Source organism: Rhodococcus sp. P4_F3_2 (genome assembly GCF_056401335.1).
Window position 1 is genome coordinate 126,878 of record NZ_JBFUJN010000002.1, and the last position, 25,722, is coordinate 152,599.

Annotated in this window: 25 protein-coding genes and 1 riboswitch; of the genes, 16 read left to right on the top strand and 9 right to left on the bottom strand. The window is 60.8% G+C overall.

Features of this window, described 5'->3' with window-relative positions; genetic code table 11:
• The first annotated feature begins 17 nt into the window (after nucleotides 1-17).
• The 14 genes from AC1DWA_RS03275 (at nucleotide 18) to AC1DWA_RS03340 (ending at nucleotide 13,885) form a co-directional block, all read left to right on the top strand.
• Complete coding sequence (locus AC1DWA_RS03275) at nucleotides 18-395, top strand: hypothetical protein (RefSeq protein WP_350491290.1); 378 nt, start codon at nucleotides 18-20, stop codon at nucleotides 393-395.
• A 65-nt stretch (nucleotides 396-460) separates the two neighbouring features.
• Nucleotides 461-757 carry a hypothetical protein gene (locus tag AC1DWA_RS03280; protein ID WP_477684655.1) on the top strand — a complete coding sequence of 99 codons (297 nt, stop codon included), beginning with the start codon at nucleotides 461-463 and terminating at the stop codon, nucleotides 755-757.
• 23 nt (nucleotides 758-780) lie between these two features.
• A complete protein-coding gene (locus AC1DWA_RS03285; protein ID WP_477846328.1) occupies nucleotides 781-5,625 on the top strand; it encodes a tape measure protein in 4,845 nt (1,614 codons plus the stop codon).
• A gap of 25 nt (nucleotides 5,626-5,650) precedes the next feature.
• The gene (locus AC1DWA_RS03290; RefSeq protein WP_477684653.1) at nucleotides 5,651-6,460 is read left to right on the top strand and encodes a hypothetical protein; all 810 of its coding nucleotides are present in this window, start codon (nucleotides 5,651-5,653) and stop codon (nucleotides 6,458-6,460) included.
• 4 nt (nucleotides 6,461-6,464) lie between these two features.
• Nucleotides 6,465-8,045: a Gp37-like protein gene (locus tag AC1DWA_RS03295; protein ID WP_477846327.1), complete on the top strand. Its 1,581-nt coding sequence runs from the start codon at nucleotides 6,465-6,467 to the stop codon at nucleotides 8,043-8,045.
• Nucleotides 8,046-8,057: 12 nt separating this feature from the next.
• On the top strand, nucleotides 8,058-8,696 hold the full coding sequence (locus AC1DWA_RS03300; protein ID WP_477684811.1) for a hypothetical protein: 639 nt from the start codon (nucleotides 8,058-8,060) through the stop codon (nucleotides 8,694-8,696).
• Nucleotides 8,693-9,760 carry an N-acetylmuramoyl-L-alanine amidase gene (locus AC1DWA_RS03305; RefSeq protein ID WP_477846326.1) on the top strand — a complete coding sequence of 356 codons (1,068 nt, stop codon included), beginning with the start codon at nucleotides 8,693-8,695 and terminating at the stop codon, nucleotides 9,758-9,760. Before AC1DWA_RS03300 ends, AC1DWA_RS03305 begins: the two co-directional genes overlap by 4 nt.
• Nucleotides 9,760-10,005: an Acb2/Tad1 domain-containing protein gene (locus AC1DWA_RS03310; RefSeq protein WP_477684813.1), complete on the top strand. Its 246-nt coding sequence runs from the start codon at nucleotides 9,760-9,762 to the stop codon at nucleotides 10,003-10,005. Before AC1DWA_RS03305 ends, AC1DWA_RS03310 begins: the two co-directional genes overlap by 1 nt.
• Nucleotides 9,998-10,561, top strand: coding sequence for a holin (locus tag AC1DWA_RS03315; protein ID WP_477684814.1), 564 nt, complete (start codon nucleotides 9,998-10,000; stop codon nucleotides 10,559-10,561). The genes AC1DWA_RS03310 and AC1DWA_RS03315 overlap by 8 nt, the downstream gene beginning before the upstream one ends.
• A 27-nt stretch (nucleotides 10,562-10,588) precedes the next feature.
• A complete protein-coding gene (locus AC1DWA_RS03320) occupies nucleotides 10,589-10,999 on the top strand; it encodes a hypothetical protein (RefSeq protein ID WP_477846325.1) in 411 nt (136 codons plus the stop codon).
• Nucleotides 10,981-11,325 carry a hypothetical protein gene (locus AC1DWA_RS03325; RefSeq protein WP_477916466.1) on the top strand — a complete coding sequence of 115 codons (345 nt, stop codon included), beginning with the start codon at nucleotides 10,981-10,983 and terminating at the stop codon, nucleotides 11,323-11,325. The genes AC1DWA_RS03320 and AC1DWA_RS03325 overlap by 19 nt, the downstream gene beginning before the upstream one ends.
• Before the next feature lie 3 nt (nucleotides 11,326-11,328).
• The gene (locus AC1DWA_RS03330; RefSeq protein WP_477684816.1) at nucleotides 11,329-11,916 is read left to right on the top strand and encodes a hypothetical protein; all 588 of its coding nucleotides are present in this window, start codon (nucleotides 11,329-11,331) and stop codon (nucleotides 11,914-11,916) included.
• Nucleotides 11,917-11,920: 4 nt separating this feature from the next.
• Nucleotides 11,921-13,360 carry a hypothetical protein gene (locus AC1DWA_RS03335; protein ID WP_477684817.1) on the top strand — a complete coding sequence of 480 codons (1,440 nt, stop codon included), beginning with the start codon at nucleotides 11,921-11,923 and terminating at the stop codon, nucleotides 13,358-13,360.
• 3 nt (nucleotides 13,361-13,363) lie between these two features.
• Nucleotides 13,364-13,885, top strand: coding sequence for a hypothetical protein (locus AC1DWA_RS03340; protein WP_477846324.1), 522 nt, complete (start codon nucleotides 13,364-13,366; stop codon nucleotides 13,883-13,885).
• Nucleotides 13,886-15,110: 1,225 nt separating this feature from the next.
• Here AC1DWA_RS03340 and AC1DWA_RS03345 read toward each other — a convergent pair.
• From AC1DWA_RS03345 to AC1DWA_RS03385, 9 genes are all read right to left on the bottom strand, one after another.
• Entirely contained in the window at nucleotides 15,111-15,329 is a 219-nt protein-coding gene (locus AC1DWA_RS03345) for a hypothetical protein (protein WP_477846323.1), read from the bottom strand.
• Entirely contained in the window at nucleotides 15,326-15,574 is a 249-nt protein-coding gene (locus AC1DWA_RS03350) for a hypothetical protein (RefSeq protein ID WP_477684873.1), read from the bottom strand. The genes AC1DWA_RS03345 and AC1DWA_RS03350 overlap by 4 nt, the downstream gene beginning before the upstream one ends.
• Nucleotides 15,561-15,737: a hypothetical protein gene (locus tag AC1DWA_RS03355; protein ID WP_158304203.1), complete on the bottom strand. Its 177-nt coding sequence runs from the start codon at nucleotides 15,735-15,737 to the stop codon at nucleotides 15,561-15,563. The genes AC1DWA_RS03350 and AC1DWA_RS03355 overlap by 14 nt, the downstream gene beginning before the upstream one ends.
• Before the next feature lie 1,896 nt (nucleotides 15,738-17,633).
• Complete coding sequence (locus tag AC1DWA_RS03360; protein ID WP_477846321.1) at nucleotides 17,634-18,203, bottom strand: hypothetical protein; 570 nt, start codon at nucleotides 18,201-18,203, stop codon at nucleotides 17,634-17,636.
• Between the two features lie 886 nt (nucleotides 18,204-19,089).
• Nucleotides 19,090-19,887 (bottom strand): GAF and ANTAR domain-containing protein, encoded by a 798-nt coding sequence (locus AC1DWA_RS03365; protein ID WP_020968516.1) that lies wholly within the window; start codon nucleotides 19,885-19,887, stop codon nucleotides 19,090-19,092.
• Nucleotides 19,888-20,364: 477 nt separating this feature from the next.
• Nucleotides 20,365-21,180: a hypothetical protein gene (locus AC1DWA_RS03370; protein ID WP_019747018.1), complete on the bottom strand. Its 816-nt coding sequence runs from the start codon at nucleotides 21,178-21,180 to the stop codon at nucleotides 20,365-20,367.
• Between the two features lie 47 nt (nucleotides 21,181-21,227).
• Entirely contained in the window at nucleotides 21,228-21,542 is a 315-nt protein-coding gene (locus AC1DWA_RS03375) for a DMT family transporter (RefSeq protein WP_020906330.1), read from the bottom strand.
• A 14-nt stretch (nucleotides 21,543-21,556) separates the two neighbouring features.
• Nucleotides 21,557-21,622: riboswitch (guanidine-III (ykkC-III) riboswitch) on the bottom strand.
• Nucleotides 21,623-21,665: 43 nt separating this feature from the next.
• Nucleotides 21,666-22,940: a hypothetical protein gene (locus tag AC1DWA_RS03380; protein WP_041814687.1), complete on the bottom strand. Its 1,275-nt coding sequence runs from the start codon at nucleotides 22,938-22,940 to the stop codon at nucleotides 21,666-21,668.
• A complete protein-coding gene (locus AC1DWA_RS03385) occupies nucleotides 22,927-23,427 on the bottom strand; it encodes a hypothetical protein (RefSeq protein ID WP_046377978.1) in 501 nt (166 codons plus the stop codon). Before AC1DWA_RS03385 ends, AC1DWA_RS03380 begins: the two co-directional genes overlap by 14 nt.
• A gap of 110 nt (nucleotides 23,428-23,537) precedes the next feature.
• Between AC1DWA_RS03385 and AC1DWA_RS03390 the strand changes: the two genes are divergently transcribed.
• Entirely contained in the window at nucleotides 23,538-24,254 is a 717-nt protein-coding gene (locus AC1DWA_RS03390) for a response regulator transcription factor (RefSeq protein WP_007734368.1), read from the top strand.
• Entirely contained in the window at nucleotides 24,251-25,702 is a 1,452-nt protein-coding gene (locus AC1DWA_RS03395; protein ID WP_477846320.1) for a sensor histidine kinase, read from the top strand. The genes AC1DWA_RS03390 and AC1DWA_RS03395 overlap by 4 nt, the downstream gene beginning before the upstream one ends.
• The last annotated feature ends 20 nt before the right edge of the window (nucleotides 25,703-25,722 follow it).

The following is a 25,722-nucleotide window of genomic DNA, read 5'->3' on the forward strand; positions in this document are numbered from 1 at the left end:
GAAAGGCCTGGTGCAACATGGCAACCCATCGTATTACCTCCGCACACGCTGAGAAGTCCAAGCTCAAGATCGAATTCGAGACCGTCGATCCGGCCGACGAAAACGCCGAACCGATTCTTCACACTCTGAACGTGCCGAAGTGGCACTACCGGCCGAAAGCTGTTGTCCTCGAGTCCAAGAAGTGGCTCGAAAAGGAGAACGCCGACCGCAAGAAGTCCAAGGACGATGAAGTCACCGCACTCGAGCTGATGATCTTCACAGTCGGACTCGTGCAGCCCGAATTGAAGCCGCTCGTCGACGGACTGTCGATGGGGGAGCAGCACGAGATCTGGCAGGTCTGGTCGGGGGAGGTACCGATCTCCGAGGGGGAATCGGAAGCCTCCTCAGAATCCTAGAAGACAGGAAAGCTGAGGGGGCCATACAGGCCGACCTACTGGACAGAGGGCGGTCGCTCGAAGACTTGGGCGACACCCTCTCCTGGTGGGACCTGGCGTGCATCATCGAGAACTTGCCTGCGTCGTCGGCCTACTCGCGCTACCTGGATCCGGACGCTATCTACCGGACGCCGGAGAACATGATCGCCATTCTCGCCGCCGATGGCGCGCGCGGCACGAACGCGCTCTTCAAGCTCCTGGTCTCAGATCCGGCAAGTAGGCCCGAGCCGCCCAAGAAGTCCGGCGTCGTCATAGATGCACGCGCAGAGATCAAAAAACGTCAGGCCCAATTCGCCGCACAGAAGGCGGCAGAGGCCGTGTGACAACTCAATAGTGGAGGTGCTCCGTGGCAACCGAACTCGGCGTTGGATACCTGTCGATCGTCCCGGAGACCTCCAAAGTCATCCCCGGCATCGACAAGGCGCTCACCGGTGCCCAGGCCAATGCTGACCGGGCTGGCCAGGGGATGGGCAGCAAGATCGCCGGTGGCATCGGCACCACACTCAAGTTCGGTGCCGCCAGTGCAGGAGCTGCCGCGGCCGGTGTCATCGGAACGGCACTGACCCAGGGCATGGCCCGGGTCGTCGCAATCGACGACGCCAAGGGCAAGCTCGCCGGACTCGGCCACACGGCCGAAGGTGTCACCACCATCATGGATTCCGCTTTGGCGTCCGTGAAGGGGACCGCCTTCGGTCTGGGCGATGCTGCCGGCATCGCAGCATCGGCAGTCGCCGCAGGGATCAAGCCCGGCGAAGAACTGACGAAGTACCTCACACTCACCGGTGACGCGGCAACCATTGCCGGATCCTCACTCGAGGAAATGGGCTCGATCTTCAACAAGGTCCAGACCTCTGGCAAGGCGTACACCGACAACCTGAATCAGCTTGCCGACCGCGGTATCCCGATCTTCCAGTGGCTCCAGGACGAGTACGGCGTCACTGCCGAAGAGTTGTCCAAGATGGTCAAGGAAGGCAAGGTCGACGCCGAGACCTTCAACAAGGTCATCCAGGAGAACATCGGCGGCGCCGCGCTCGAATCCGGCAAAACGCTTCGCGGTTCATTCGCGAACATGAAGGCCGCGCTCGGCCGCGCCGGTGCTGCAGTGATCGAGCCGTTCCTGCCGATGATGAAGGCAGGCCTCGGAAAGGTCATGGAGTTCACCGACAAGGTGACACCCCACCTGAAGGCTGGCGCCGAGAAGGCTGCCGCAGGACTGACTGACATGGGTCGCGCATTCATGTCGTCGGGAGACTCCATCGAGGGCCCGGCGACGAAGATGGAACGCTTCGGCGTCAAGGCCCGCGAGGTCGTAGACGGCATCAAGGGCGTCTGGTCCATCCTGTCGAAGGGAGAGTTTGCAGGGTCCAGGATGACCTTCGGCCTCGACGAGGACTCGAAGGCTGTTGATGTCCTGTTCAAGATCCGCGAAACCGCGATCGGCGTCAAAGACATCCTCTTCAAGGGCGACTACACCAATCCAATCTGGGGACAGCTCGAGGATTCCAAAGCAGTCGACGTCTTGTTCCGGATCCGTGAAGGCGCACAGGCGCTCTGGGGCGTAGTCAAGTCACCGTCCGCGGAAAAGTTCACCGCATTCCTTGATGTAGTCAAGGGCACCGGCGGCGAGGCTGCAGGTGCGATGGGCAAGGTCGAGTCCGGGGCAAGCACCCTCACAGGGGCATTGAAGTCCGTGGGCTCGGCGGCGGCGGGTGGGGCAACGGCACTTGTTGGGCTTGGCGGTGACACTGCGACAGTCGCTGTAACTGGAATCAAAATGCTCGGCTCGATGATGGGCTTCCTGGCTGATCATTCCACGATCGCACAGGTTGCGGTGGTCGGGCTCGCGGGCGCTTTGATCAGCATCAAGGCGACCACAGCAATCGGTAACATCGGCCGATTCCTGGCGGCAATCCAAACTCCGGCGACGATTGCATCGCAGATGGCGATGACGCGAGCGCTGAATGCGCACTCGGTATCCATGCGTGCCTACATTGTCACGCTGGGCGGCACTCTTCCTCCGGAACAGGCAAGCTTGGCCTCCCGTGCCAGACTCGCCGTCACAACCCGACTCTCAGCTGTAGCGACAGCTTCCGCGACGTCATCGCTAGTTGCGTACGCGGTAGCCCAGCGGGCGGCGGCTGCATCATCGGGCCTTCTGGTTGGTGGCATGCGTCAGGCGGTTGCCTCTACCGCGATGATGGGCGCGCGAGTCGCAGGCGCGGGAACGACGGCAATGAATGGACTCAAGTCGGGACTCGGCAGTGCTGTCGGCCTTCTGGGCGGTCCGGTTGTAGCGGGCGTCATGGCCGCCGGCGCCGCGGTTATGTACATGGGATCGAAGTTCTCTGGCGCCAACGACAAGATCAAGAACTCTCAGAAGACATATGCCGACTATGCAGTCAGCGTTCGTGATTCGAACAACGATCTGAAGAACGCTTTCGACAAGTCCAACGGTATCGCCGATTCCGGTGTGCTGAGCGTCGTCGAGGCTCAGGTCAACTCGGCACGGACTGCACAGAAGGAATTTGCCGACTCCGCTCCGGGCATCTGGGGCGGCATCGGGTCGTCTATCGCCACCGTTTGGGACTCTGTCGACGGCCGAATTGACGGCACAGCCATGAAGTCGTTCTCTACTGCAGAGGATCTCGGCAAGAAGGGCCGAGATGCGTCGGCAGCGTTCGACAAGCTGAACATGTCGACGTCCGACATCGCGAAGGTTCTCACCGGGCCAAAGGATGCGTACAAGGCGTTCACGGATCAGATTCTGCAGACCACCGAAGGCGGTGGGGCGCTGGTCGACATCTTCGACAAACAGCGTAAGACGCTGGAGGAGCTTAAGACTCCAGCTGGCGAGTTCTCAGCAGCCGTGAAGGCCATCAATGACGGCTCCGTATCGGCGGCGTCCGGTATTGACGCGATGAACTCGGCTCTCGCTCGTCAGCGCGGCGAGCAGAATTCGGTCGGCGACGCGCAGCAGTTCGTAAACGATACTTTGCGCTCATTCTCTGAGGCTGCTGCGACAGCTGGCGCAAGTGTTGTCCTGGCATCCGGTGATATCGACACCGCGACGGCAGCTGGATCGCGACTGCGCAATGAGACCAAGAATATGCAGTCTGCGATAGATATGGCGGCAAACTCGGCCTACGCGAACGGGATCAAGCAGAAGCAGTCGCATGAGGAGGCGGCGCAGGCCGCTGTCGATGCCGGCATGGCGGTTCAGCAGTCGTTTATCGAGCAGGCGGAGAAGGCTGGGATTCCGCGTCAAGCGGTGATGGACCTCATCGCTCAGTTCAACCTGATTCCTCCGAGCAAGTACACGCTCATTCAGGTTGAGGCCGACGAGGCTACGGCAAAGTTGAACAACCTCAATGCCTTGAAGAATCAGTTCGCGCAGAACCTGACGATCACGCCGCAGGTTGCGGCGCCGATGTCGACACCTTTGCCGTTCGGGGTCTTTGGAAACCATCGTGGTGCGCGGCTTCCGAAGAACTCGGGTGGATCGCGACTACCTACGGTCGGCCCGGGCACTGACACGGTCGACGGGTTCCTGGGAATCGGCGCTGATGGCGTTCCTACCACTTGGGCTGACAAGGGCGAATGGATCATCAACGGGAAATCCTCCGAGAAATGGAACCGTGTTCTCGGGGCAATTAACAGAGATGAACCTTGGCTGGAGAAGATTCTTCCGAGGCATGCCGCCGGTGGCATCGTCGGAACTGCGGTCGACGCAGCGCGAAGCGTCACCGGGGTCAAGTACAAGTGGGGTGGCGTCGGCCCTGACGGGTTCGACTGTTCCGGATTCGTCGGATGGCTGCAGCAGATCCTCATGGGATTCGGCAAGGCCACCAGTCGGATTTACACGACCTACAGCCTGATCGGCGGCGCGACAGCAGGTCTCGCGAAGGGGCTGAACTCGGCCTCGCCGTTCAATGTGGGCGTCTCGGAAGAGCATATGGCCGCGACTCTCGACGGCCAGCCTGTCGAATCCGGTGGTTCACATGGCGATGCACGGATTGGTGCGCCTGCCGTTGGTGCGAATGACGGACAGTTCCCGTACAAGTTTCACCTGCCGCTCGACAAGATCGCCGGTGGATACTCGCCGGGATCGGGCACATCGGCCAATCAGTATTCGAGTGGCGAATCGACGTGGACCGAGAAGGACGACCTGGCGCTTGAATCGGCTCGTGTCTCGATTCAGCAGGCCAAAGAGGCCCGAGACAAGGTCTACGCCAACGAGAAGAAGTCTGATGCCGACCGGCAACAGGCTGACCTCAGGGTGCAGCGCGCAGAGCAACGGGTCATCGACCTGGAAGCAAAGCGCGAGGGTGCCGGCAGTGCCAAGTCCTACGGTCCTGCCCCGGATCTGCCGGGCGAGATGACGGATGAGGCGATGGAGCTCCGCAATGCGGAGATCGCTGTCACCGAGGCTGAAATCGCACGCGACCGGGCGTATGGCGAGGCGGATTCCACGAGCATCGACAAAGAGAAGGCCGACATGGCCGTCTATGCGGCGCGTAACCGCTTGTCGGAGACTCAGAAGAAGTTGCTCGAGGAAGGGGACAAGCCCGGCGACAAGTCTCGGCTGAAGACGTTCGCAGAGATCGGTTCCGACCTCGGCGGCATCTTGGCCAACGGGCTACTCGAGACGTTCGGACTGCAGGACTCACTTCTTGCGGATCCGAACAAGTTCTTCGCAGACAACACCGGACCCACCGGTGCGCGCACGACGGAACCACTCAAGAAGCCGAAGCCGTTGGGTGCAACTCCCGCGACGGAAATCGTTGCTCCACCGACGATGACCATCAGCTTGTCGGAAGCGATGACTCAGCTTCCGTTCACGCCGGACTGGAATGACCCACTAGGGACGCTCAAGAAGTTGAGTGCGTTCGATCAGGGCGGTGAGGCATCGGGCTTGGGATTCATGCCCAAGGCGATTCTCGAGCCTGAGCGGGTTCTGTCGCCGCGGACCACGCAGGACTTCAACCGTCTTGTCGGGGTTCTCGACCGAGGAGACGTTCTGAACGACTTCGAATCCGGCAACCAACGCGGTGGGGGGAGCACGACATATGCCCCCACGTTCACCGGACTGCTCGACGAGGAGCAGATGTTTTCGATGTTCGAACGCTGGCAGCGCCGGACCCAAACCGGCGGTGGCCAGCGGACTGTCGCTCACCGTTCCCGGCGCCGGTGACAACGATTCGTAGGAGGTGCCACGCATGGCAAAGAATTTCGGCTACATAGATATTCTCGGCCGTCCGTGGCACCTCTACGGGTTCATGGAGGCCGCGGAGAACGTTGCGATTCTCGACAAGGCATCGGGACTGTATTTGCCACCGACCGAACTCGTTACGTCATCGGGCGCGTGGCAGATCGGTTCGACGCCCCGTAAAACGATCGAGGACGAGCGCAAGGTCGGACTTCTCATCGGTACGCGAGGGGCAAACGAGGACATCCACGACGAAGTCGAAAGTGCTTGGTGGGACGGCTGGTCGACAGAGAGGGCCGGGCGTTTCACGGCGAGTAAAGGCAGCGGCCCGTACCGCTGGCTCGATATCCGCAAGAGCAAGAACCCTCCATCGGAGTGGTCGATCGCGCCCGACGTGAACAACTTCATGGAGCACGACATGGAGTTAGTCGCTTGCAATCCGGCATGGCAAGCGGGGATGCGCGAAGACGAGCAAGTCGTCTCAGGTCAGCGAATCTTCGAACTCACCAATCCGACGGACCGGCCGTTGTGGCCGATCATTCTCGGCACGCCCGGATCGACTTGGGAAATCCAAGACGGCACGACATCGCGGATGGTGAAGATGCCGGCGCTCAATCAGAACTGGAAGCTGTACACGGATCCGCAGGTTCGAACGCTCGAAGTCGAAAACGGGCCGGCCGTGTGGCCGGAAGCGATGCGCGGTGTCACGTTCACGGATCCGATTCCGCCGCGAACCATCTATCCGATTCAGTTCAAGATCAAGGGCACTGGCGACATTCGCATCGAATTGATCGACCAGTACTCGAAGCCGTGGGGGTGATCCGGTGAGCGTTCTCAGTGCAGTCTCGGAAAAGATCACCGCTCGGCGCGAGAAGGAAGAACGCGATCACAACGCGCGCGATCGAATCGGGCTGTGCGACAAAGAGTGGCGGCTGATCACCGAGATCGTCGGAGAAGAAGAAGTCGACTTCGGCAAGATGATCAACGACACCGAGGAAGGACGGTTCGTTCTCCCTGGCGACCATCCGTGGAATGACTGGCTCGTCTATCAGAACACGGTCGAAGAAGACATTCACTTCTATGTCGAGCCGATCGACAACCCCGAGAAACGCATCGGGTACAAGGTCATCGATATCGAGGTCGAGTTCAACGCTGACGATGGCTACGAACGCGTCACAGTGATCGGTCTCGAAGACATCGAGCACGTCAAGAACAACTTGGCATGGGCAAATACGCTCGCACCGTTGGAGTTTCAGTTTCCGAAGTCCGACGTCCAGGCCAAACGCGCGAAGACCGCGGTTCGCTCGTATCTGTTCCGGAACTTCCTCCGCGAGTACCAATCGAGTTGGCTTCCGCACCCGTTCAACCTGTGGGACAAGACCTACTGGAAGAACAACATCGACCCCTCGAAGTGGAAGGTACTGATCGCCCCGCAGATCGGTCCGGACACATCCGAGTGGACTGTTCTCGCAGCACGGTTCGATAACCTGTGGGATCTGATCAAGGCCACGCTCGAAGACGCCGGCCTGATGCTCACGACGCAGCGGTGGATGCCCGGCGACTCACAACCGTTCCCCGATTACTGCATTCTCACTGAACCGACGCTGATCATCGACGTTGTCGAAGCGTCGTTCGTCAGTGGTGCAACCGGAACGTTCCTCGATCCGATCCTCGATCTCGTGCGCGTGGTCTTCCCCGACGGCACGTCAGAGACGGTCACGATCGCGGATCCGAACTCCGGTCAAGTACCTCCGGCCGGCGTCAATCCTCCGGTGGTGATCTGGCGAAGATCGCAACATCAAGGCCTCGTGAACTCGAAGATGGGGATACATCACGCGACCGGTCACACCGTGATCATCGGCGGGAAAAGTCCTCAGTGGGTGAACAATTCGGTCAAGCTCTTGCTGAACTCTGCATTGGCGTACATCGGTCTACTCATAGGCCTGCCAGCGCTCGGGCTCGGCATATTCGACCGAGCTGTCGAAGACGTCATTCTCGCGTGGCAGCGGTTCACGAACACCAAGCGCAAACAGTCGATGGGCTCACACTCGTATCGACAGACGTACGCGCCGGGTGACGCCTGGTCACTGTCCGGGCTGCAGGGTGGCCGAGTTGCCCTGCACGAGAAACGCGGGTTCATCTCGTTCACTGCGGGCGTGATCGACAGCGTGCCATACCGAATCGGCCAAGACGTCGACCTGGGGCACCGCTGTGGGTTCGAGATCGGAAAACGAATCTGGCTCTCATACGTCGTCAAGAAGCGTCGTCGGTGGTCGCGCACGCAGCCACCGATATGGGAGATCACGATCGGCGACTCACGCGAAGACGAGCTACCCGGTTCGTCTGCACTGCGCTTGATCGAAACCCTGCACGCGGAATCCACCAGGTACCAGAACCTCATCTAGGAGCGATCGACTATGGCGGAGCACCATCCAGCGTTTCCGTACAGCTGGCCGGAGACGATGCATCCGTACAGTTTCATCTTTCTGCATCCGCCGTTCGACGAGAACGGCTCGGCCGGAGTTTCTTTCGAGACTCCGCAATTGAATGCTCTCGGGAAGTTTCTCGAAGATCTCGGCGTGAAGTTACCGAACATCGCTCCGCGGTCGGTGACGTTGCGGATCCGCATCGTCGAGCAGCTCTCGGGCGCAGTGGACGAGTATTTACTCGATCGGCCGCTGACTATTCCAGTGCCGGACGCCGACAAAACCGCGTGGCGCATCGTCACTGGTAGCCGCGTCCCGCCCGGACTCGGACTGGACAAGCACAGTGGACTAATCGTCGGCCGACCAAGTCAGACCGGGTCATGGATCGTGCGAATTCACGTCGGCCCGCTCGTCCACTATCAGCCGCCGCTCGTCGGTGAGATCGGCCCGAACAACCTTGGTCAGTGGGTCGACATCGACAAGCCGATCGAACGCCAAGTTCCCACACCGGAACTCGACGATCTTCCTCTCGACGACCTTCCCGAGAAAGAGATCGAGAAGGTCCGCAAAGCGCTGGCGAAATACGACGCCATGCGCGCGAAAAAGAACTCACGAAAGGACAAGCAATGACATGGACAGGTGATCCCGTCTGGCTCGAGCAGGTCATTCGAGATGCGGGCGTAAGCGTCTCGCTCTATCCGGGCGCACTCGATCGAGGGCACGGAGATTTCGGCGAAATCTGGGGCGTCATCGACCATCACACTGGCGCTCCGGTCGGGTCGAATCCTGGCCCCGGTGCGATCGCGAATCACCCGTCGCTCGGACTGGCTTCGCAGATCCATCTCTCCCGCAAGGGTGTTGCGACCGTCTGCGGCGTCGGTATCGCCTACCACGCTGGCGAAGGTTCCTGGCCTGGTATTCGAACGAATGCCGCGAACTGGGTCACCATCGGTATCGAGGCGGAGAACAGCGGTACCGAAGGTTGGTCTTCCGAACAGTATTGGGCGTACGTACGCATCAATGCCGCGATCCTCCACAAGCTCGGGTATAGCTCGACGCGCACAATCGGCCACAAAGAGTGGGCGAAGGTCCAAGGCAAGTGGGATCCGGGCGGAATGGACATGGGCAAGTTCCGCGCCGATGTCGACAACATGATTGCCGAACTGAACGGCGTCAAGCCGGAAGAGCCCGTCATCGAGAACCAGATCGACCGTGTCCGGTTCTTCTCCGATTGGCTCGGCAAGCGTCTGCACGATGGCGAGAAGCCATGCAAGGACGGCGTCGGCCGCTACGCAGACTTCGAGAACGGTTCGATCTACTGGCACCCCGATACAGGCGCGTTACCGGTGCCGAAGCTGGTCTACGAGGTATGGGCTGCCCGCGGCTGGGAGATCGAGTTTCTCGGCTACCCACAACGGTTCCACGTCGTCTACGAAGGCGAAGGTGACCTGCAGAGCTTCCAGGGCGGCACCATCGCTCGGCGCTACGGCACGCCTGGTTTCGTCTGCCACGGCGTCATCGGTCGACGCTGGATCGAAGAGGGCGGCGTGCGCGGCGTCGACGGACAGCCCACGAAACTCGGATGGCCGACATCTGACGAGTACGACCACGAAGGTGGCCGGCGTCAGGACTTCGACCGCGGATCCCTGCTCTGGCATCCGTCGGGTGCGATCGAGATCCTTGGGGGTAAGTGATGAGTTACCACGATCCGCGTACGTCACAGGACGTCGAGAACCGGTTCGCTTTCCATCCGGCGACCACTCAGGAGAAGCGAGCGGAACACGACAGTGTCCGCAACGCCTGCAAGGAACTCGGCCATCGATTCGACCGAGACCTGCCGCCAAGTCGCGAGAAGGCTCTCGCGCTCACCAAGCTCGAAGAAGCGATGTTCTGGGCTAACGCAGCCATCGCGCGTCAGAAGGGGACGGCTGATGGCTGAACCCGAGAACACGGTCACCGTCGGCGTCCAGCTCGTCGGCACCAACACGATCGACTCACGCGCCTTCTGGCTGGACCTGCTCGATCGCAGCGGCAAAACGTTCGTGCAGACATTGCTCATCTTCGTAGGTGCCGGCGCGACCATCGTGTCGGTGTCGTGGACGACAGCGCTGTCGTCGGCCGCGCTTGCGACGCTCGTGTCGTTCCTGATTGCACTGTCGACATCGACAGCGCTCACCTCCGGCAATTTCGTCATCGACCTGGCCGACCGCGTAGGACGTACATTCGTCAGCGCGCTGGTCGGCGCGATTCCGGCAACGGGAACACTCGCGGACGTGAATTGGCGCGACGCGCTCACGCTGGCGGCGACGGCAGCACTGTTTTCGGTCCTGACGTCACTCGCCACGAGCAATTTCGGATCTACGAAGGGTTTGCCCTCACTGGCTCCCATTCGGCCGGAATTGCTCGCAGTCGAGTCCGCTTCGGCAGACCCGGAACCGGATCCATCTGCGGACGATGTCGCTTTCGGAACCGGCAAGCACCGCAAACGCAATTGACCCACTGACCCAGTAAGGGGGCCAGTGATGGTCCGAAGAATTGCCCTCGCAATCCTGGGTGCCACCTCTGTAGTCCGGGGATCGTCGTACATCGGTCCGCGATCCCCGGACTCGTCACCCGCTCAACTCGCGTTCGTAGACCACCTAATCCCACTGTCCTGGTATGCGGTCGGCTGGATCGTCACCGGCGCTGTCGCTATCGTGGCTGTCTTCTGGCGGCGACTTCAACCGATCGGATTCGGATTCGCCATCGCCTTCAATCTTCTTTGGGCGGGCAGTTTCATGCTCTCGCAGATCTTCTTGCACATACCGCGTGCGTACGTCTCCGCGATGAGTTACGTAGCCATCGCCGGTCTGGCTATCTGTGTGGCTGCGCTCAGTGAACGCTCACACCCTCCCGCGTTTCCACGGGGGGTGGAATGTCGCCCATCGGAATGACACTCGCTGGCGTCGCAGCCACGATCCTTGCCGGAATATTCGGATATCTCGGCGCACGGCTCGCCAGGGCCTCGTCCAGGGAATCGAACACAACAGACAACTGGGCAGAACTGTTCAAAGCCAACGAAGTTCAGTTCGCGCGGATGGACGCTCGAATCACTCAGCAAGACGAGCGAATCAACCGCCTGGAATCAAAGCTTCGGGACGAACAGAAGCGGTTCCGGCTCGCGCTCGCATTCATTCGAGAGCTGTTGCGCTGGATCGAACATCACGTGCCGGGACAGCAACCGCCCGACGTTCCCGACTCACTCAAAGAGGAGGTGTGAGAGATGACCTCACCTGATCAGTTTGTACCCCCACCATCCGGCTCCGGAGCGCAAGACACCAAGGACATTGCAGAAAAGCTCGGACTTGGAATGCGTGATGGGCAGGAGGATTTGAACGAGAGAACGGATCTGCTGTCACCGCTACTCGACTACGGATCCGCTTACGCGAACACTGTTGCAGGACTCTTCAACAAGGGACAGGTCGGATTCACCAACAAGGTGGGACCGATGCAAGGTTGCCACCTTGCGAGCGGGCGAATCGTGTTCGACGATCAAGGCCTGTGGGACATCCGCTGTCAGCTGTGGATCGACTACATTCAGTTCCTCTCGGGCATGGTCGAGTGGGAGATTCGCGTCCTAGACCCGTCTGGTCAAGTCTTCTCGAGACAAAAGACGCGCATGACAGATCAGGAACCGTTCTCGTCGACGAACATCACGTCAGTGGTCGTTCCGACACCGGGATATCAGGTGCAGATCTACATCACCGAAATGGCACCCGGCCGTGGCGCGCTCGGCGGACCCGCCTTCAATCGCCTTTCTGTGCAACACATCAGCCGCAAAATCAACGAAGGCGATACGGGACAGGGGTAATGACGTGACCATCATCTTCGAGGACTTTCAAGATCTCGCACTCCGGCCGGACAAGGTAACAGCAACCTTCCACGGCGTCCCGTATCGCACCAAGGCCGACGGCGACGGCATGATCACCCCGACCGATATCCCGGTCTACGCCGACGCGTCAGGACGCGTCACCTCCCCGGATCTCGACCCTGGGCCGGGGCGCGTCACGATCGCAACCCAGAATTGGCGAGCGACTTACGATTTCATGATTCCGGACTCTGGTTCCCATCGACTTTCGGAACTCGAACAGATCATCATCTCCGACCACAAGGTGATCACGAAGGGCGAGAAGGGCGACATCGGCGCTGGCGTCACCCTCTCCGGATCCGTGCCGACGTACGCAGATCTCGGCCCCGGCCCGTGGGATCTCGGCGCAGCATTCGTCGTCAATGCCGACGGATTGCTCTACATCTACGGCACCGGAGGGTGGCCGGCCGACGGCGAAGGAGCAGCGTTCCGTGGTGAACGCGGACTTTCCATCAATTCCGTTGCAGTGACGGGCAATCAGCTGCAGTTCGGACTCGAGGACAGCACTGCTCTACCCAAGGTCACAGTCCCCGCACTCACGCAGGCATCGGCAGACGCGGCGTCGGCGGCTGCATCTCGCACGGCGGTTGACACGGCCAAGGCGGACACGTTCACAGCGCGTGACGCGACACTTGCAGCGAAGGGGCAGGTCGACACGGCGCGGACGGACACGCTCAACGCGAAGGCGTCCGTCGATGCGAGCGTTGGGACGGTGGCAGCCGACAAAGCTGCAACGATTGCAGCTCGCGATGTGACGCTGTCTGCGACGACGCAGGCCGAAGGATTTGCGAGCACCGCCAGTGCGCAGGCCGGTGCGGCGAACCTGAGCGCGACATCTTCGGCTACCTCTGCGAACGCATCCTCGATCCACGCCGATCGATCTGCGGCCGAAGCTGACCGCGCCGAGGCTGCGGCGGATGAAATCGCCACTGGCGCAGTTGCCGACAATGCGATCTCGACGATCAAGGTGCAAGACGGCGCTGTCACGAAACCGAAGCTCGGCGCGGCGGTGCAGGCGAGTCTCGACAAGGCCGATAGTGCAGTCCAGGGGACCGATGCACGATTGACTGACGCTCGACCACCGACCGCGCACACTCACGCGATCGGGAATGTCACCGGTCTACAGACTGCGCTCGACGGGAAGTCGGCGACGGCGCACACGCATGCAGCTGCCGACATCTCGGACGCTACGACTGTGGGGCGAAACGTCATGAAGGCTACCGATGCTGCTGCTGCGCGTACTGCGATCGGTGCGGGCACGGGAAACTCGAACCTGTCGATCGGAACGACGTCGTCGACGGCGATGCGCGGTGACGCGAACCAGTTCGTGACTGTCCTGCCGACGACAGGCCAGATCACCGGCGTCATCTACCACGTGACGGAGTAGGCAATGTCTGCACACATCTGGAACGGCACCGCGTTCAAGAAGGTTCTCCGAAGGACGATGTGGACCGGCAGCGCATGGAAGGACATCAAGTCCTCGCACCGCTGGACAGGCTCGGCGTGGGAGACGATCTACTCGTCGTTCTCAGCGGTTGGAATGACAAAGAGCGGCGATCAACAGCTGGCGTCAGGCAGCACGTGGACGGCGATCACTGCGTGGACTGCGGACGCGAGCTCCACCGTCACCGGGAACGCACTCCAGGTGAAGGGTTCTGGCACTGCCACGATCGAGGTCGGTTCGGCGTGGACGGTTCTCGGGACAGCGAACAAGGACTGGCGCGTGTTGAAGAACGGCGCCGTCGTGTGGACAAAAGGGGCGACGACTGGTCAAACATTCGCGCACTCGTTCACCCTGTCCCTTGCAGATGGGGACCTTCTCACCTGCGAGGGCTGGAACAATTCCGGTGTCGCCGCAAACCGCACCGTCGCATCGGGCTCCGGAACCTACTTGCGTGTGATACCTGCATGACCGTGCACGGCAAAACCCCCAACCTCGGAATGAGGTTGGGGGTTTTGTTTCGTTTACCAGGCAATTCACTCGTTGATTGAACATCCCGAGTCGAACAGTGGTAGAAATGCATGATCCGAAGCAAACCGAGTCGCTATTTGGCATGCTCTGGATGATCCATCAGATGAGAGTTGGATTACGCAGTTCGAGCTGCGGAACCCACCAGCTTACGTTCGGCACATTCGCCCTTCCTCCCAATGCAGGGAGGGAAGGTCGAATGCTTGTCATGGTGAGTGACGGTGCCGTACTGGTCGATGTAATTCCCAGTCACGGGAACACGCTGACCGGTCTTGTAGCCGCCGTGAAGCCCAAGGGGCGTAGAAGGGTTGATCATGGGTATTGCTCCTGTACTTCAGTTTCCAAACCGTGCGGGGTTTTCCCCGACGGCGAGCGAGGAACCAGTGCGCTGCCGCAGATGCGGGTGCGAATGGTTCAAGCTCGAAGGGTGGTCCCCGGGCTCGGATGAAGTCACGAATGGAGCAGTGACCATGGCTTCTGACGGGCGGATCACGGGATACTACGGAACGCCGGTCTGTACAGAATGTGGACTCTCGCAGTAGTTCTGAACTACCGAATCGAAGGCCGCGAGAGTTGAGACGCCTAGCCGGGTGATCCGGAGGCATGGCGTGTGATCGCGTACGGAATGGGGCTCATGACTGACAGCCTCTCTGTTGTCGGAAAATCGAAATTGCGGGTCGTGTGTCCAAGACACTACACCTAGTGGCCGACAGAAACACATAACGCGAGATGTTGTGAGTCACGTCGGTGTAATTCCCAGGTCACAACGAGCGGCGTCGAGGTTTGTGAAGCCACCGGCGTGATGCCCCGCACATGCCGCCGAGCGGTGCGAGCCACAAAAAATGGACCCCGCCTGAGCGGGGTCCATCTTTTTTACATTTACGCGAATCAGGCACGACCCTCGATTCACCAACTTCCGTGGCACTAGCATGGCCGTCCGCGCGGAAATGGTCAAGTCTCGACGCGGCCCTTTCAGTCCCATTTCATCACGTTCGAATAACGGGTAGAGAACCGTACGGTTCGCTCTTCGGGATCTTCGCTGATCGTCGGGGCCGCGCCGATTTTGTGTGTTACTGATCGTAGCGAGGGGGTCCGGCAGCGGCGTGTGCTGCATGTCACCCTCCATGGAAGAGCGCAGATTGGTGGCCGGGCTGGGCCCAACTCCTCCTCAGATCTCGTCGGGAATCACCTTCAAGTGCCACGGCTGCGCGAGCCAGTGGCTTCCGTCGTCAAGCACAACCTCGACGATTGGGCGGCTGACGCTGTAGTAGCGAGTGACAGTTCCGGGCGCGTCGACTACGAGCCCATCCCCCGCGGTGAACGCAACTCGGGTGCCCTCAGGTATCGGCTCACCTTCGACTATCCGGTACGTTGCCGAGCCATTCATCGAGCGCCCTTCCTCGCGTTTGGCGGCCGGCCACCGTGCCCCGGACGGTCGGCCTGCCATTCGTCGATCGTCTTCTCGGTCCACCCGGCGAATGTTCCACGAGGCAGAGAACCGTCAGCGTTTACCGGTCCGATCGTTACGTCCGGCTCAGGCAGGTTGTACCCGCTCAGCGTCGGATCCTTGGCGCCGATCCGCTCGGCGAACTGACGCTTGGACAGGAAGCGCGCCGTCTTACGCTGCGCCATGCCGACGCTTCCATGCGAGTCGGCCATTGAGGCCAATGAACAGCACCAATAATGCGACGTAGATTCCGAGTTCGACTCCGCTACGCCCGTTCACGATCCCGATCACAAGCGCGATCGCCATGAGAACGACAGCGAGAATGCCGAGGCCTTCAGCTCTTGTCATGGTTCATCCTTTCCCTGCGTGTCGATGATGGGATACTGGTTGGTGGAACCGGGGGTGTCGCTAGCACTCCCGGCTCCGATCAACTATCCATCCTTCCCCTTTCTCCGGTGCTTACCCGGCGGGGTCTGGCGTTGCAGGTAGAGGCTGTACAGCCCTACGAGAAGCGCCACGATGGTGATTGACCGATCAAACCAGTCCACATCATCTCCACTCTGCAATTGTTTGCCTGGCCCCTGTAGCCTGACAAGATTTAATCTACCGTACAAAACGGATGATTGCAACCTTTCCGGGCGGGCAATTGGTTTCGATTCCAATTGTGCCGCAATGAGTTACAACATCTTTGAGTGGGGGAACCGCCCGTAGAATGGCTCACAGGCTATTAGGTGGGTCGACGGCGGCCCTGGTGGTTCTCTTCCCTAAGGTTGGCGCGAAAGTCGTCGCTGGGCGCACTATCAAGGGCCGGAGTGGGTCAGCGTGCCGAGTGTGAGAGGTAGCCAAACGCCCACCGGCGCGGAGTGTGATCGCAGCTCGGTGGGCGGCGCGCTCGAACTGTCGGGGACGGGCGCGCGGTCTTGGTGGTCCGCCGACGGTAGCTGTGAACATCCAGTCGGCGGACCATGCGTGTCGGGACCGATGAAAGTTCGACACGCAGATCAGTGGTCCGCCGGAGATCAGGTGGGGTTCGTTCCGGCGGACCAAACCGGAGGTGCCCCGGCCGTTCGCTTTGCAAACATGGGCGGTCCGCCCGTTCGCTAGTCAGCAACGACCGGGCGGACCAGATTGGTTGCCTCACTCGACCTGCGCGTGACCACATTGTGGGTGAGGCGTGCATCGACGTTGGAGGCCGGATGCCGATCTGATTTTACCGAAGGAGGGACTAACCCGCTGATCATCGAGGAGGTGCCCACCGAGCATTTCTTGTGCCGCAACTCGGTGGGCGCGCGTGTCGCACCACTCCCCAGTCTCGACACGCAGTTCTCGGGCTTTGTGCGCCCAAATTCGACTAAGGAATAGACGCACAGTCCATAAGGTGGCCCGCCCGAGCTAAATCGGGGGGACTCGTCGAGCGGGCCGGGTACGCGTCGCGGGGGGTGCAACGCGCACCGGCGATACTACTTCGGCGCGCGATCCGGTGCATGTCTGAGCGCGGCCGTGCTGGCCTGCCCTTACCTTGCGACCCGCGGGGCGGACTGTAGGCGCGGTGGGAGAAGGACCTCGGACTGTTGGAATGATGTTGTTTGCGTGGGGACCCGGCCTGGCCAGGTGTGACCGGGTCCCGTCGAACGCCACCCGCGTCGAGCACACAACACGAATGACCAACCGCAAGCCGGATCCGACCCCTCGATTGAATCCGACCCCTCGAACGTATTTGGCAAGCATTAAGCAAACGAGCGAATCGGACAGAAATCCACCAAACGGATGAGCGCGGCCCAACCCTCAGGAGGAGTATGGAGGCCGCTCTCAGCCTTGTAAGGGAGGGCCCACCCCCGGCGAATGGACAGCCGGAGGGCAGGCCTTGCGCGGCTGAACTGACCCACTCAGAATCGCCGCAGCAAAGGAATTATATCCGCTTCTGGAATGCCGTAAACACATCGATTGGCAGGGCCCGGCTGGTCTTCCCTTACCCTCCGGACCCCGCGGAACCGACGCTACCACTCGTCGAACAGGTGTGCGAATCTTAGAGAATGCGGTCGACGGAACGAGCCCCACAACGCTGCCCGAACGGGCATCCACTGGCGGCGAACACATGCCTCGTCGGCTGGGAGGTCTGCGGCTGCACGACCGCTCACAACGGCGGCCATCGGACGCACTACTGCCGGCGCTGTGGCGAGACGATCCGGACGCCCGAATGCTCCGGCGCGAGCCCACAGAAGTCTCGATGGAACTAGCGAAGTCCTACGCCGGAATTGTCCATTCCCAGCCGCGTCCACCTTCGCCGATTCGGATTGCCGTGGAGCCTGCCGGAACAATGAGCGGCACGACTGATCGCTCTTTGATTCCAGGCTCAGTGAATCTGATCCCCGCACTTCCTTCTCCGCCGCACGCAGCCGCGATGGCAGGCTCTCTGGTGGTGAAACCATCCGGGCCAATGACCGACCAGTACTGGCGAAGGAATACCCCATTAACCTCGGGGATCTGAAATACAGGTTCGGCGATAACCTCCATTGAGACGGTCACCAGGTCCATATTGGACGCAGAGCTGTCGACGTATTTCAGATATTCCACACAGGGGGCGGATCTGGTGATGTCAGTGACCGTGAATTCGATGTCACATTTGCCATCTCCTATGCAACCGGCATTCCCCTTCTCGCCCACCTGCTTGACGCGGATCATTGGAGTCGGGGTGGTTGTTGCGGCAATCGACGAAGCTACAGTCTCCGCAGTCGGCGGGGTCGACTCGCTTGCACTGCACGATGCAAGTGAGAGCGTGACAGTAACGGCAAGTCCGACGACAATCTTCTTCATTTCAGCATCAAACCAGACGGACCGTACGTATCGGAGACTCGGCGTATCTCACAGCCGCTATTGAGCGAGGCCCGTGCGTGGCGGCGATGCATAGCTTCGTGGTCGGTTGCCTACGGAAACTCGCAGTAGGAGCCTTTAGGGATGGCAAACCAGCATTCAATCGAAGTTGATGAATCCACAATTGAACTCCTTCGTGAGATCCTTCGGCCCATCGTTGAGGACGTTGTCCGCACGCTCGCGCTCGATGAGCCAGCGAGGGACTTCCCATCGCGGTATGCCTCACCAAGTCAAGTTGGCGAGGTTGACGGAAGGCCGCGACCTCGGCGATCACAGGCGCCCGACGGTTGCCTGACAATCGGGCAAGTGAGCGCGCGCACGGGCCATTCGCCGCAGCGAATCCGTACCCTGCGGGTGGAGGGCCACGAACTATATTCAAAGGCGTGGAAGGCTGGAAATGCGAACTCGTCTCCATTGATTTTCGACGAAGCGGACGTTGATTCCTGGGTTGCATGCAGGCGGCAGGCCGGCAGGCATTGACGCTTATGTTCTGCCCGCAGCCTTCCTGTGCAAGTAACTGCCTGACTCACCGTCGCGTGCAGAACGATCCACACCACCCCGGTGCGGGAGTTCCCTAGGCCGAGTTGTCACCGAGTTGTCACAACCCGCGCATTCCTGGGCTTCTTCGCCCTTCGTTCCACTTCCTTAACCCGCAGGTCACAACGCTAGACTTCGCCCCCCTTCGCTTGCAGATTCGCCTTGTAAGCGAAAGGTCGTCGGTTCAATCCCGACAGGAGGCTCCGAAAGTAGAGGCACTCACCAAGATTCTGGTGGGTGCCTCTGTGTTTGCCGAAGCACTGTGTCTGCGGAGATGCTGTGTCTGCCGGGTTCAGTTGGTCTCAGGCTTGTTCGTGGCCTGGCGCGGATCGATCGCACCGTCGATGTACTGCTGGGCGATCACTCGCAGTTTGACGTTGCTGCGTTGTGAGTCCTGGATGAGGATGCGGAAGGCGCGGTCGGCATCGACGCGGTGGGTGCCCATGATGATGCCCTTGGCTTGTTCGATGACGCCTCTCGATTCGAGTGCACGCTCGAGGTCCATCGCGTGCTTTCTGGCGATGTCGAGGCGTTGCGAGCTGTGCAGTGCGTAGGACGAGGTGACGGCGAACAGTTGGAGCAATGCCACGTCGGCGCCGGTGAAACCTCGGAGGTCGTGGCTGTAGAGGTTGAGGGTTCCCAGCGGGCGATCTCTGCCGGGCAATGGCATCGACAGGAAGCTGACGGCGCCGACTGCTTTTGCCGCGCTTGCGAATTGAGGCCACCGGCTGTGTGCTTCGCTGGCATGCGCACGTACAACCGTGCCCGTGCGTGACGACGTCACACTCGGTCCGTAGTCCAGTCGGAATTGGATCGAGTCGACGGTGCGAACAAGTTGGTGGGTGGCGGCTACGGTTCGGAATGTCGAATCCGAACCGCCGATGGTAATTCCGGCCATGTCGGCGTCGGCGATGAGATCGACGGCGTGTTTGCAGACCTGTTCGAGAAATTGCTCGGCCTGGGCATGTGGATCGAGGTGCGCGTACAGCGATTGCAGGGCGTCCGAGGCGGCGTCCAGGCTGTCCTGCGACGCGGAATTTCGGCCCCCGGTAGGGCCGCGGTGTTCTCTGGCAATGCGCGGCGCCGTCATTGTCTCAACCACCCTTCCCCATCACGTCGCAGGCATGTCCGATTCGTCTTATTGTTGCACCGGACTAACTGTTGTGCACTCTGTTTGGGTGGACAAGTGTCTGGTGGGGCAGACGGTTATGCGGGTGGGATACGTATGCCTAATCGTGATGTTTGGTTCAGTCATTTGCGGGTAGTGCGCCGAGTATGGAATTGCGTTGTCCTGCAACAGTTAACGCGGAAACTGCGACCGCGGTACAAGTTTTCTCCGCAATGGCGCGCAGGTCGCGAACTTGGCCTATTGTCAGCGCCAGCGCACAATCTTGTACGCGTAACCCGCAGACAGTGAAGGGGATACGACGATGAACGGACTGATCGCGGCTCTGAACAGTGGAATGACCGTTGGCTTGGCCAACACGATTCTGACTTTCGGCGGAATCATCATCAACCTCAACATCGTGATCAACAACTGACCACGTAATCGGCGAGTAACCGTTTGTTATGCCGATTCGATCGGAAGGTCCGGCCCTGGGCGTTCGCCCTTGCTCTTGAGCCAGCGATTGGGAAGCTTGCCGGCCAGTTCTCCGAGTGGACCGACTGCAGCACTGAGGATTCCGACTGTTTCCTGCAGTACCTCGATGCTGGCGCTCATTCTCTCGAGGTTGGGAGCGAGCGAAGTCAACGTATCGGACAGTGCAACGATCTGGTCAAGCGGGCCGCCTTCGGCGATGAGCCGTTCGAAGGCGCCGTTCTCCGCCAAGAGTGTTTCGAGGATGCCGTTCTCGGCCAGTGCGCGATCGATGACACCGTCCTTGGCAGTCAGGCGTTCGACGGCACCGTCCTGTGCGGTCAGTCGTTCCAGCGGACCGTCCTCCGCCATCATTCGGTCGAGGAGACCGTCCGGGGCGAGCAACCGTTCCAAGGCGCCGTTCTCGGCGAGCACCCGATCCAACGGTCCGCCGGGAGCAAGAAGTCTTTCGAGTGGTCCGCCGGGAGCGAGAAGTCGTTCGAGAGTGCCGTCGGGTGCAGTCAGTTTGTCGACCGGGCCGCCGGGTGAGAGAAGGCGATCGAGCGGCCCACCGGGGGCCAAGGCCTGCCCGATGGGCCGATCGTCTGCAGTAAGCGATGACAACTGCTGGATCATCTGCATGGGTCCGCGAGGGCTGGCCAAGCCTGCAGCACCCGCCGTCACGGCACCGGTATTACCGACGGCGATACGGACGGTAGTCACCGTCAGCTCGGCGATACCCAAACTGATCTCTGCGGCTGCAATGCCCGCGCGTAGGGGAAGCGTGAGCATCTCCAGCAGTTTCATGCGTTAACTGTAACCGGTAACACACAAACACTCATCAGGATCGCCGGTCAGTGAAGGACCTTCAGACCGACCACACAACCGACGATGCCAAGGATCAGCAGAATCTTGACGACCGACGTGGACTCCGCACCGGTGATCATCGCGTATCCGACGGTCAGGGCGGCGCCGATGCCGACCCAGACCGCGTACGCAGTTCCGATGGGAAGGGTGCGCATTGCATACGCGAGGCCGGCCATACTGACGATCAGGCCGAGGATGAAGACAACGGTGGGTGACATCTTGCTGAATCCGTCGGACTTACCCAGCGCGGTAGCCCAGACAGCTTCGAAAAGTCCGGAAATGACGAGCACGATCCATGCCATGGTGAACAACTCCCAAGGCACCGTCTTTTCGCTGGCCGGGTACGGTGCGCTCGTCCGGATGTCGTCGTTGACCACCCAACCATAGCAACAGAATTCTGTGTTCCGACCCGATCAGCTGGCGATTTAGGTCACCACAGCCGTTCGAACTCTCTTCAGATGGATGGTCGACATGGCCACCACGATCGTCGCCGTCGCAGCGAGAACAGTCAAAGGAATCGGCGTGGTCACGGCGGCCGGTCCGTGTTCCTCGAGCGGAGCGGTCGACCACCCGAATTCCTGCGAGACAGGGTCCAGGAAGGTCGCTGAAACCGAGAACAAGGTAAGAGTGAAGGGAAGTACGGACCCGCTCGCGACTGCTCCGACGGCAACAGGCATGCATGACGCGACGGCCAGTCCCAGCGCAAGTGGGAGGACGAAGACGTAGGCAACCGTGGTCAGGGCGGCATCCAGCAATCCCGAGAGTGCGGTCACGGCAAGGAGTCCCAGCCCGAGTTGGGGCATCGGTCTTTTCCAGCCGACGGCGACGCCCAGCGCCAGGGCAGCACCCACCGCGGGCACCGCCCAAGTCCAGTCGGATGAAAAGGAAATCGAGCTGATCGAAACCGCGCCGATTGCGAGTCCGGCGAGTATGAAGCGGGCGTCGTGTTGCGGCAAACGCCAAGCCAGTGCGACGGTAACGGCAACCGCGATCACCACCGCCGTCACCCAGGACCCATGCGATGTCGACGTCGAGCCCAACCATGCATACAGGGCCGTGAATGCCAGGGGCAGAACAACTCCCAAAGTCACCAGGCGTGTGTCGACGTCGTCCGTCTCTTGACCTGATCGTGCGACCAAGGCGACTCCGGCTACCAGAAGGGTTGCAGCGAGCAGTATCCAGACGGGAACCGTGGACGGCACGGGGTAGGTATCGCCCGGAAGTGTGAGCGACCACCTTGCGACGCGATCGCGCCACAAGTCTGCGGCGCCGAAGTACAGGGTCGTCGCGGTCACCCCGAGTGCGAGAGCAATTTGTGCTGCGCGGTGACTCTTCGTCGGATATGCCGCCGCCGCGAGGAAAGTGCCGGCTCCCATTGCGTTCAGGGTCACCGATATCGAGGCGGAGACAGGGACGAATGCTGGTAGCGCGATGACGAGGGCGCCAACGGCAGCGAAGACACTCGCGAGTCCGCCACGTCCCCAGCGATGTAGTAGCGCAACACCGACCGTCGCAACCACAGCGGCAGTTGCGCCCGCCCACTGCGGCGTGATCACCACCGAGGTGAGGCCGTCGTCGGAGAACGAGAAGTCGTCAACTCGGGACTCGGCCACTGCGTACGCGGCCACCACACCGCCGACCAGCGCGGACGCCACCGAACCGTAGAGCTGAGCGATTTGAACTGGGCTACGTTGCTGCATAATTCGTCGAATTTTTGCACAACTCGCCGATACGACTGATCGTCGCATCGCCGTGCGGATCCATCCACACCGGTTCCCCGTCTCGAAGTCGAGGAACAAGCAGATGGCGCCCTCGGCTCGGCCACTGAACGAAGTCGTAGCCGGCCAATTTGGTCTGAACGATATCGGCGACCCACACCGCAGCGTCCGCGAATGCAGTATCCATCGACAGTGCGTTGAAGTAGCTGAATCCGCCGATGTCACGTGCGCCTTGCCAGCCGATCGTGACGTTGTAGTCGCTGTTGATCGAAAATTCCCAGATCAGACGATCGACAACAACTTCAGCTCCGAATCGCAGGCAACGCAGATCTTGGGCTACAGCCGCGAGGGCTTGTGCCCAAGACTCCGGTGGCGCGAAGCCGGGATCCTCGCCGGGATCGGAGTTGTTGGTGAACAGAGGAATACGCCAGGTCAAGCATTCCATGTTCCACAGTGGAGGAAGTGACATGCCGCATCCTTCCGGTTCGTGGGCCTGTACCCCAGCTTTTCGCCTGCACTCAGCCGTTCACAGGAAGCTCCCAGGGAACATACAGCGAGAATCCAGTGGCAGGGGAGAAGATGGTTCTCGTGACCGACAAGACCCCCGAAGCCCGCATCCTCGTCGTCGACGACGAACCCACCATCGTGGAGTTGCTCTCCGTGAGCCTCCGATTCCAGGGTTTCGAGGTGGCGACTGCTTCGAGCGGAGCCCAAGGCCTGGACGTCGCACGGACATTCCGTCCCGACGCGATTGTTCTCGACGTCATGATGCCCGGGATGGACGGCTTCGGTCTGCTTCGACGCCTCCGTGCCGACGGTGTGGACGCACCGGTCCTGTTTCTGACGGCGAAGGATTCGCTCGACGACAAGATCAGCGGCCTGACCCTCGGCGCGGACGACTACGTGACCAAGCCGTTCAGCCTCGAAGAGGTCGTGACGAGGTTGCGGGTCATCCTGCGCCGCGCCGGCCGCGGGGTCGCACCGGAGCAGTCGCCGCGGGTGAAGTTCGCCGACATCGAACTCGACGACGACACCCGCGAGGTCTGGAAGAAGGGCGAGTTGGTTGCACTCTCACCCACCGAGTTCACACTGCTCCGATACTTCATGGTCAATGCCGGGACGGTTCTCAGTAAGCCTCGAATTCTCGACCACGTCTGGAACTACGACTTCGGCGGGGAGGTCGGAGTTGTCGAGTCCTACGTGTCCTACCTGCGGCGCAAGGTGGATACGGGGGAGACGCCGCTGATTCACACATTGCGTGGGGTCGGCTACGTGATGCGTGAACCGCGGCAATGATCGCCGCCGCGGAAAGCGACCAACTGCAGAAGAGAGGTCGTTTCCGTCTCCATTCACTGCCGCTGCGTTTCACCTTGGTTGCGGCCTTGCTGGTGTTGGCGGCGCTGGGTCTGTTGGCGTCTGGCGTCGCGGTCACTTCTGCTCTCGAGAATTCACTGACCCAGCGAACCGACAAAACGCTGTACGAGGCGGTCGACGGCTGGGCAAAGCCGCACACCAGAGATTTGCAGCCACCCAGCGATGTCGGTCCGCAAACTCGTCCGCCCAGTCCCTTCTTCGTTCGGACGGTGACCCCGGACGGGAAGGTGATCACTCTCAACGACAAGTCGACGACGACCGAACCCGACCTGTCGAAAGATTCCACCAACGGCCCGATCACCGTCGGATCGAGCGACGGTTCGGACGTGAACTGGCGCGTGCTCACGACGGTTCGCGAAAACACGACCACGACTATCGGTGTGCGACTGACGGATATCGAACAGACCGTCGACGACCTGGTCGGCCTGCAACTCGGCATCGGCCTGGTTGTCCTGCTGATCCTCGGCGGCGGAGCGTATTTCGTGGTTCGTCGGAGCCTTCGTCCGCTGGTCGAGGTTGAGGAAACTGCCGCTGCCATTGCCGCCGGCGACCTTCATCGACGGGTCCCGGAGCGTGACGACCGCACCGAGGTCGGTCGACTGTCAGTGGCGCTCAACGGAATGCTCGCGCAGATTCAACACGCATTTGCCGCGACCGAGGCTTCGGAGGAATCAGCACGGCGTTCCGAGGAGAAGATGCGTAGGTTTGTCGGCGACGCGAGCCACGAGTTGCGCACACCCTTGACGACTATTCGTGGGTTCGCCGAGCTGTATCGCCAAGGCGCCATGACTGATACGGAAACGCTGATGAACCGGATCGAGGGCGAGGCGTCGAGGATGGGACTTCTGGTCGAAGATCTGCTCATGCTGGCAAGACTCGACGAACAGCGTCCACTCGAGAACAAACCTGTGGATCTGCTTGCAGTTGCGGCGGATTCGGTACAGGCGGCACGAGTGATCGCACCGGATCGAACTGTCGAACTTCAGATGACCGGCGGCCCAGGCCTGCCCGAAGTGCATGGTGACGAGGCCAGGCTGCGTCAGGTAGTTGCCAATCTGGTGGGCAACGCGATCAAACACACTCCGCCGGATGCGCAGGTCACCGTTCGTGTCGGTACGACCGAGAACTCCGCGGTGGTCGAGGTTTCGGATACCGGTCAGGGTTTGAGTGACGAGGATGCCGCGCGGATCTTCGAGCGTTTCTACCGCGCCGACACCTCTCGCACCCGTGAGACCGGGGGCGCCGGTCTCGGCCTGTCCATCGTTTCGGCTTTGGTTGCAGCGCATGACGGAACCGTCAGCGTCGAGACCTCCCTCGGGCAGGGGACGACGTTCCGCGTCGAATTGCCGCGTGACCCGAAGGACGACTGAGGCCGGATGACCGCAACCGG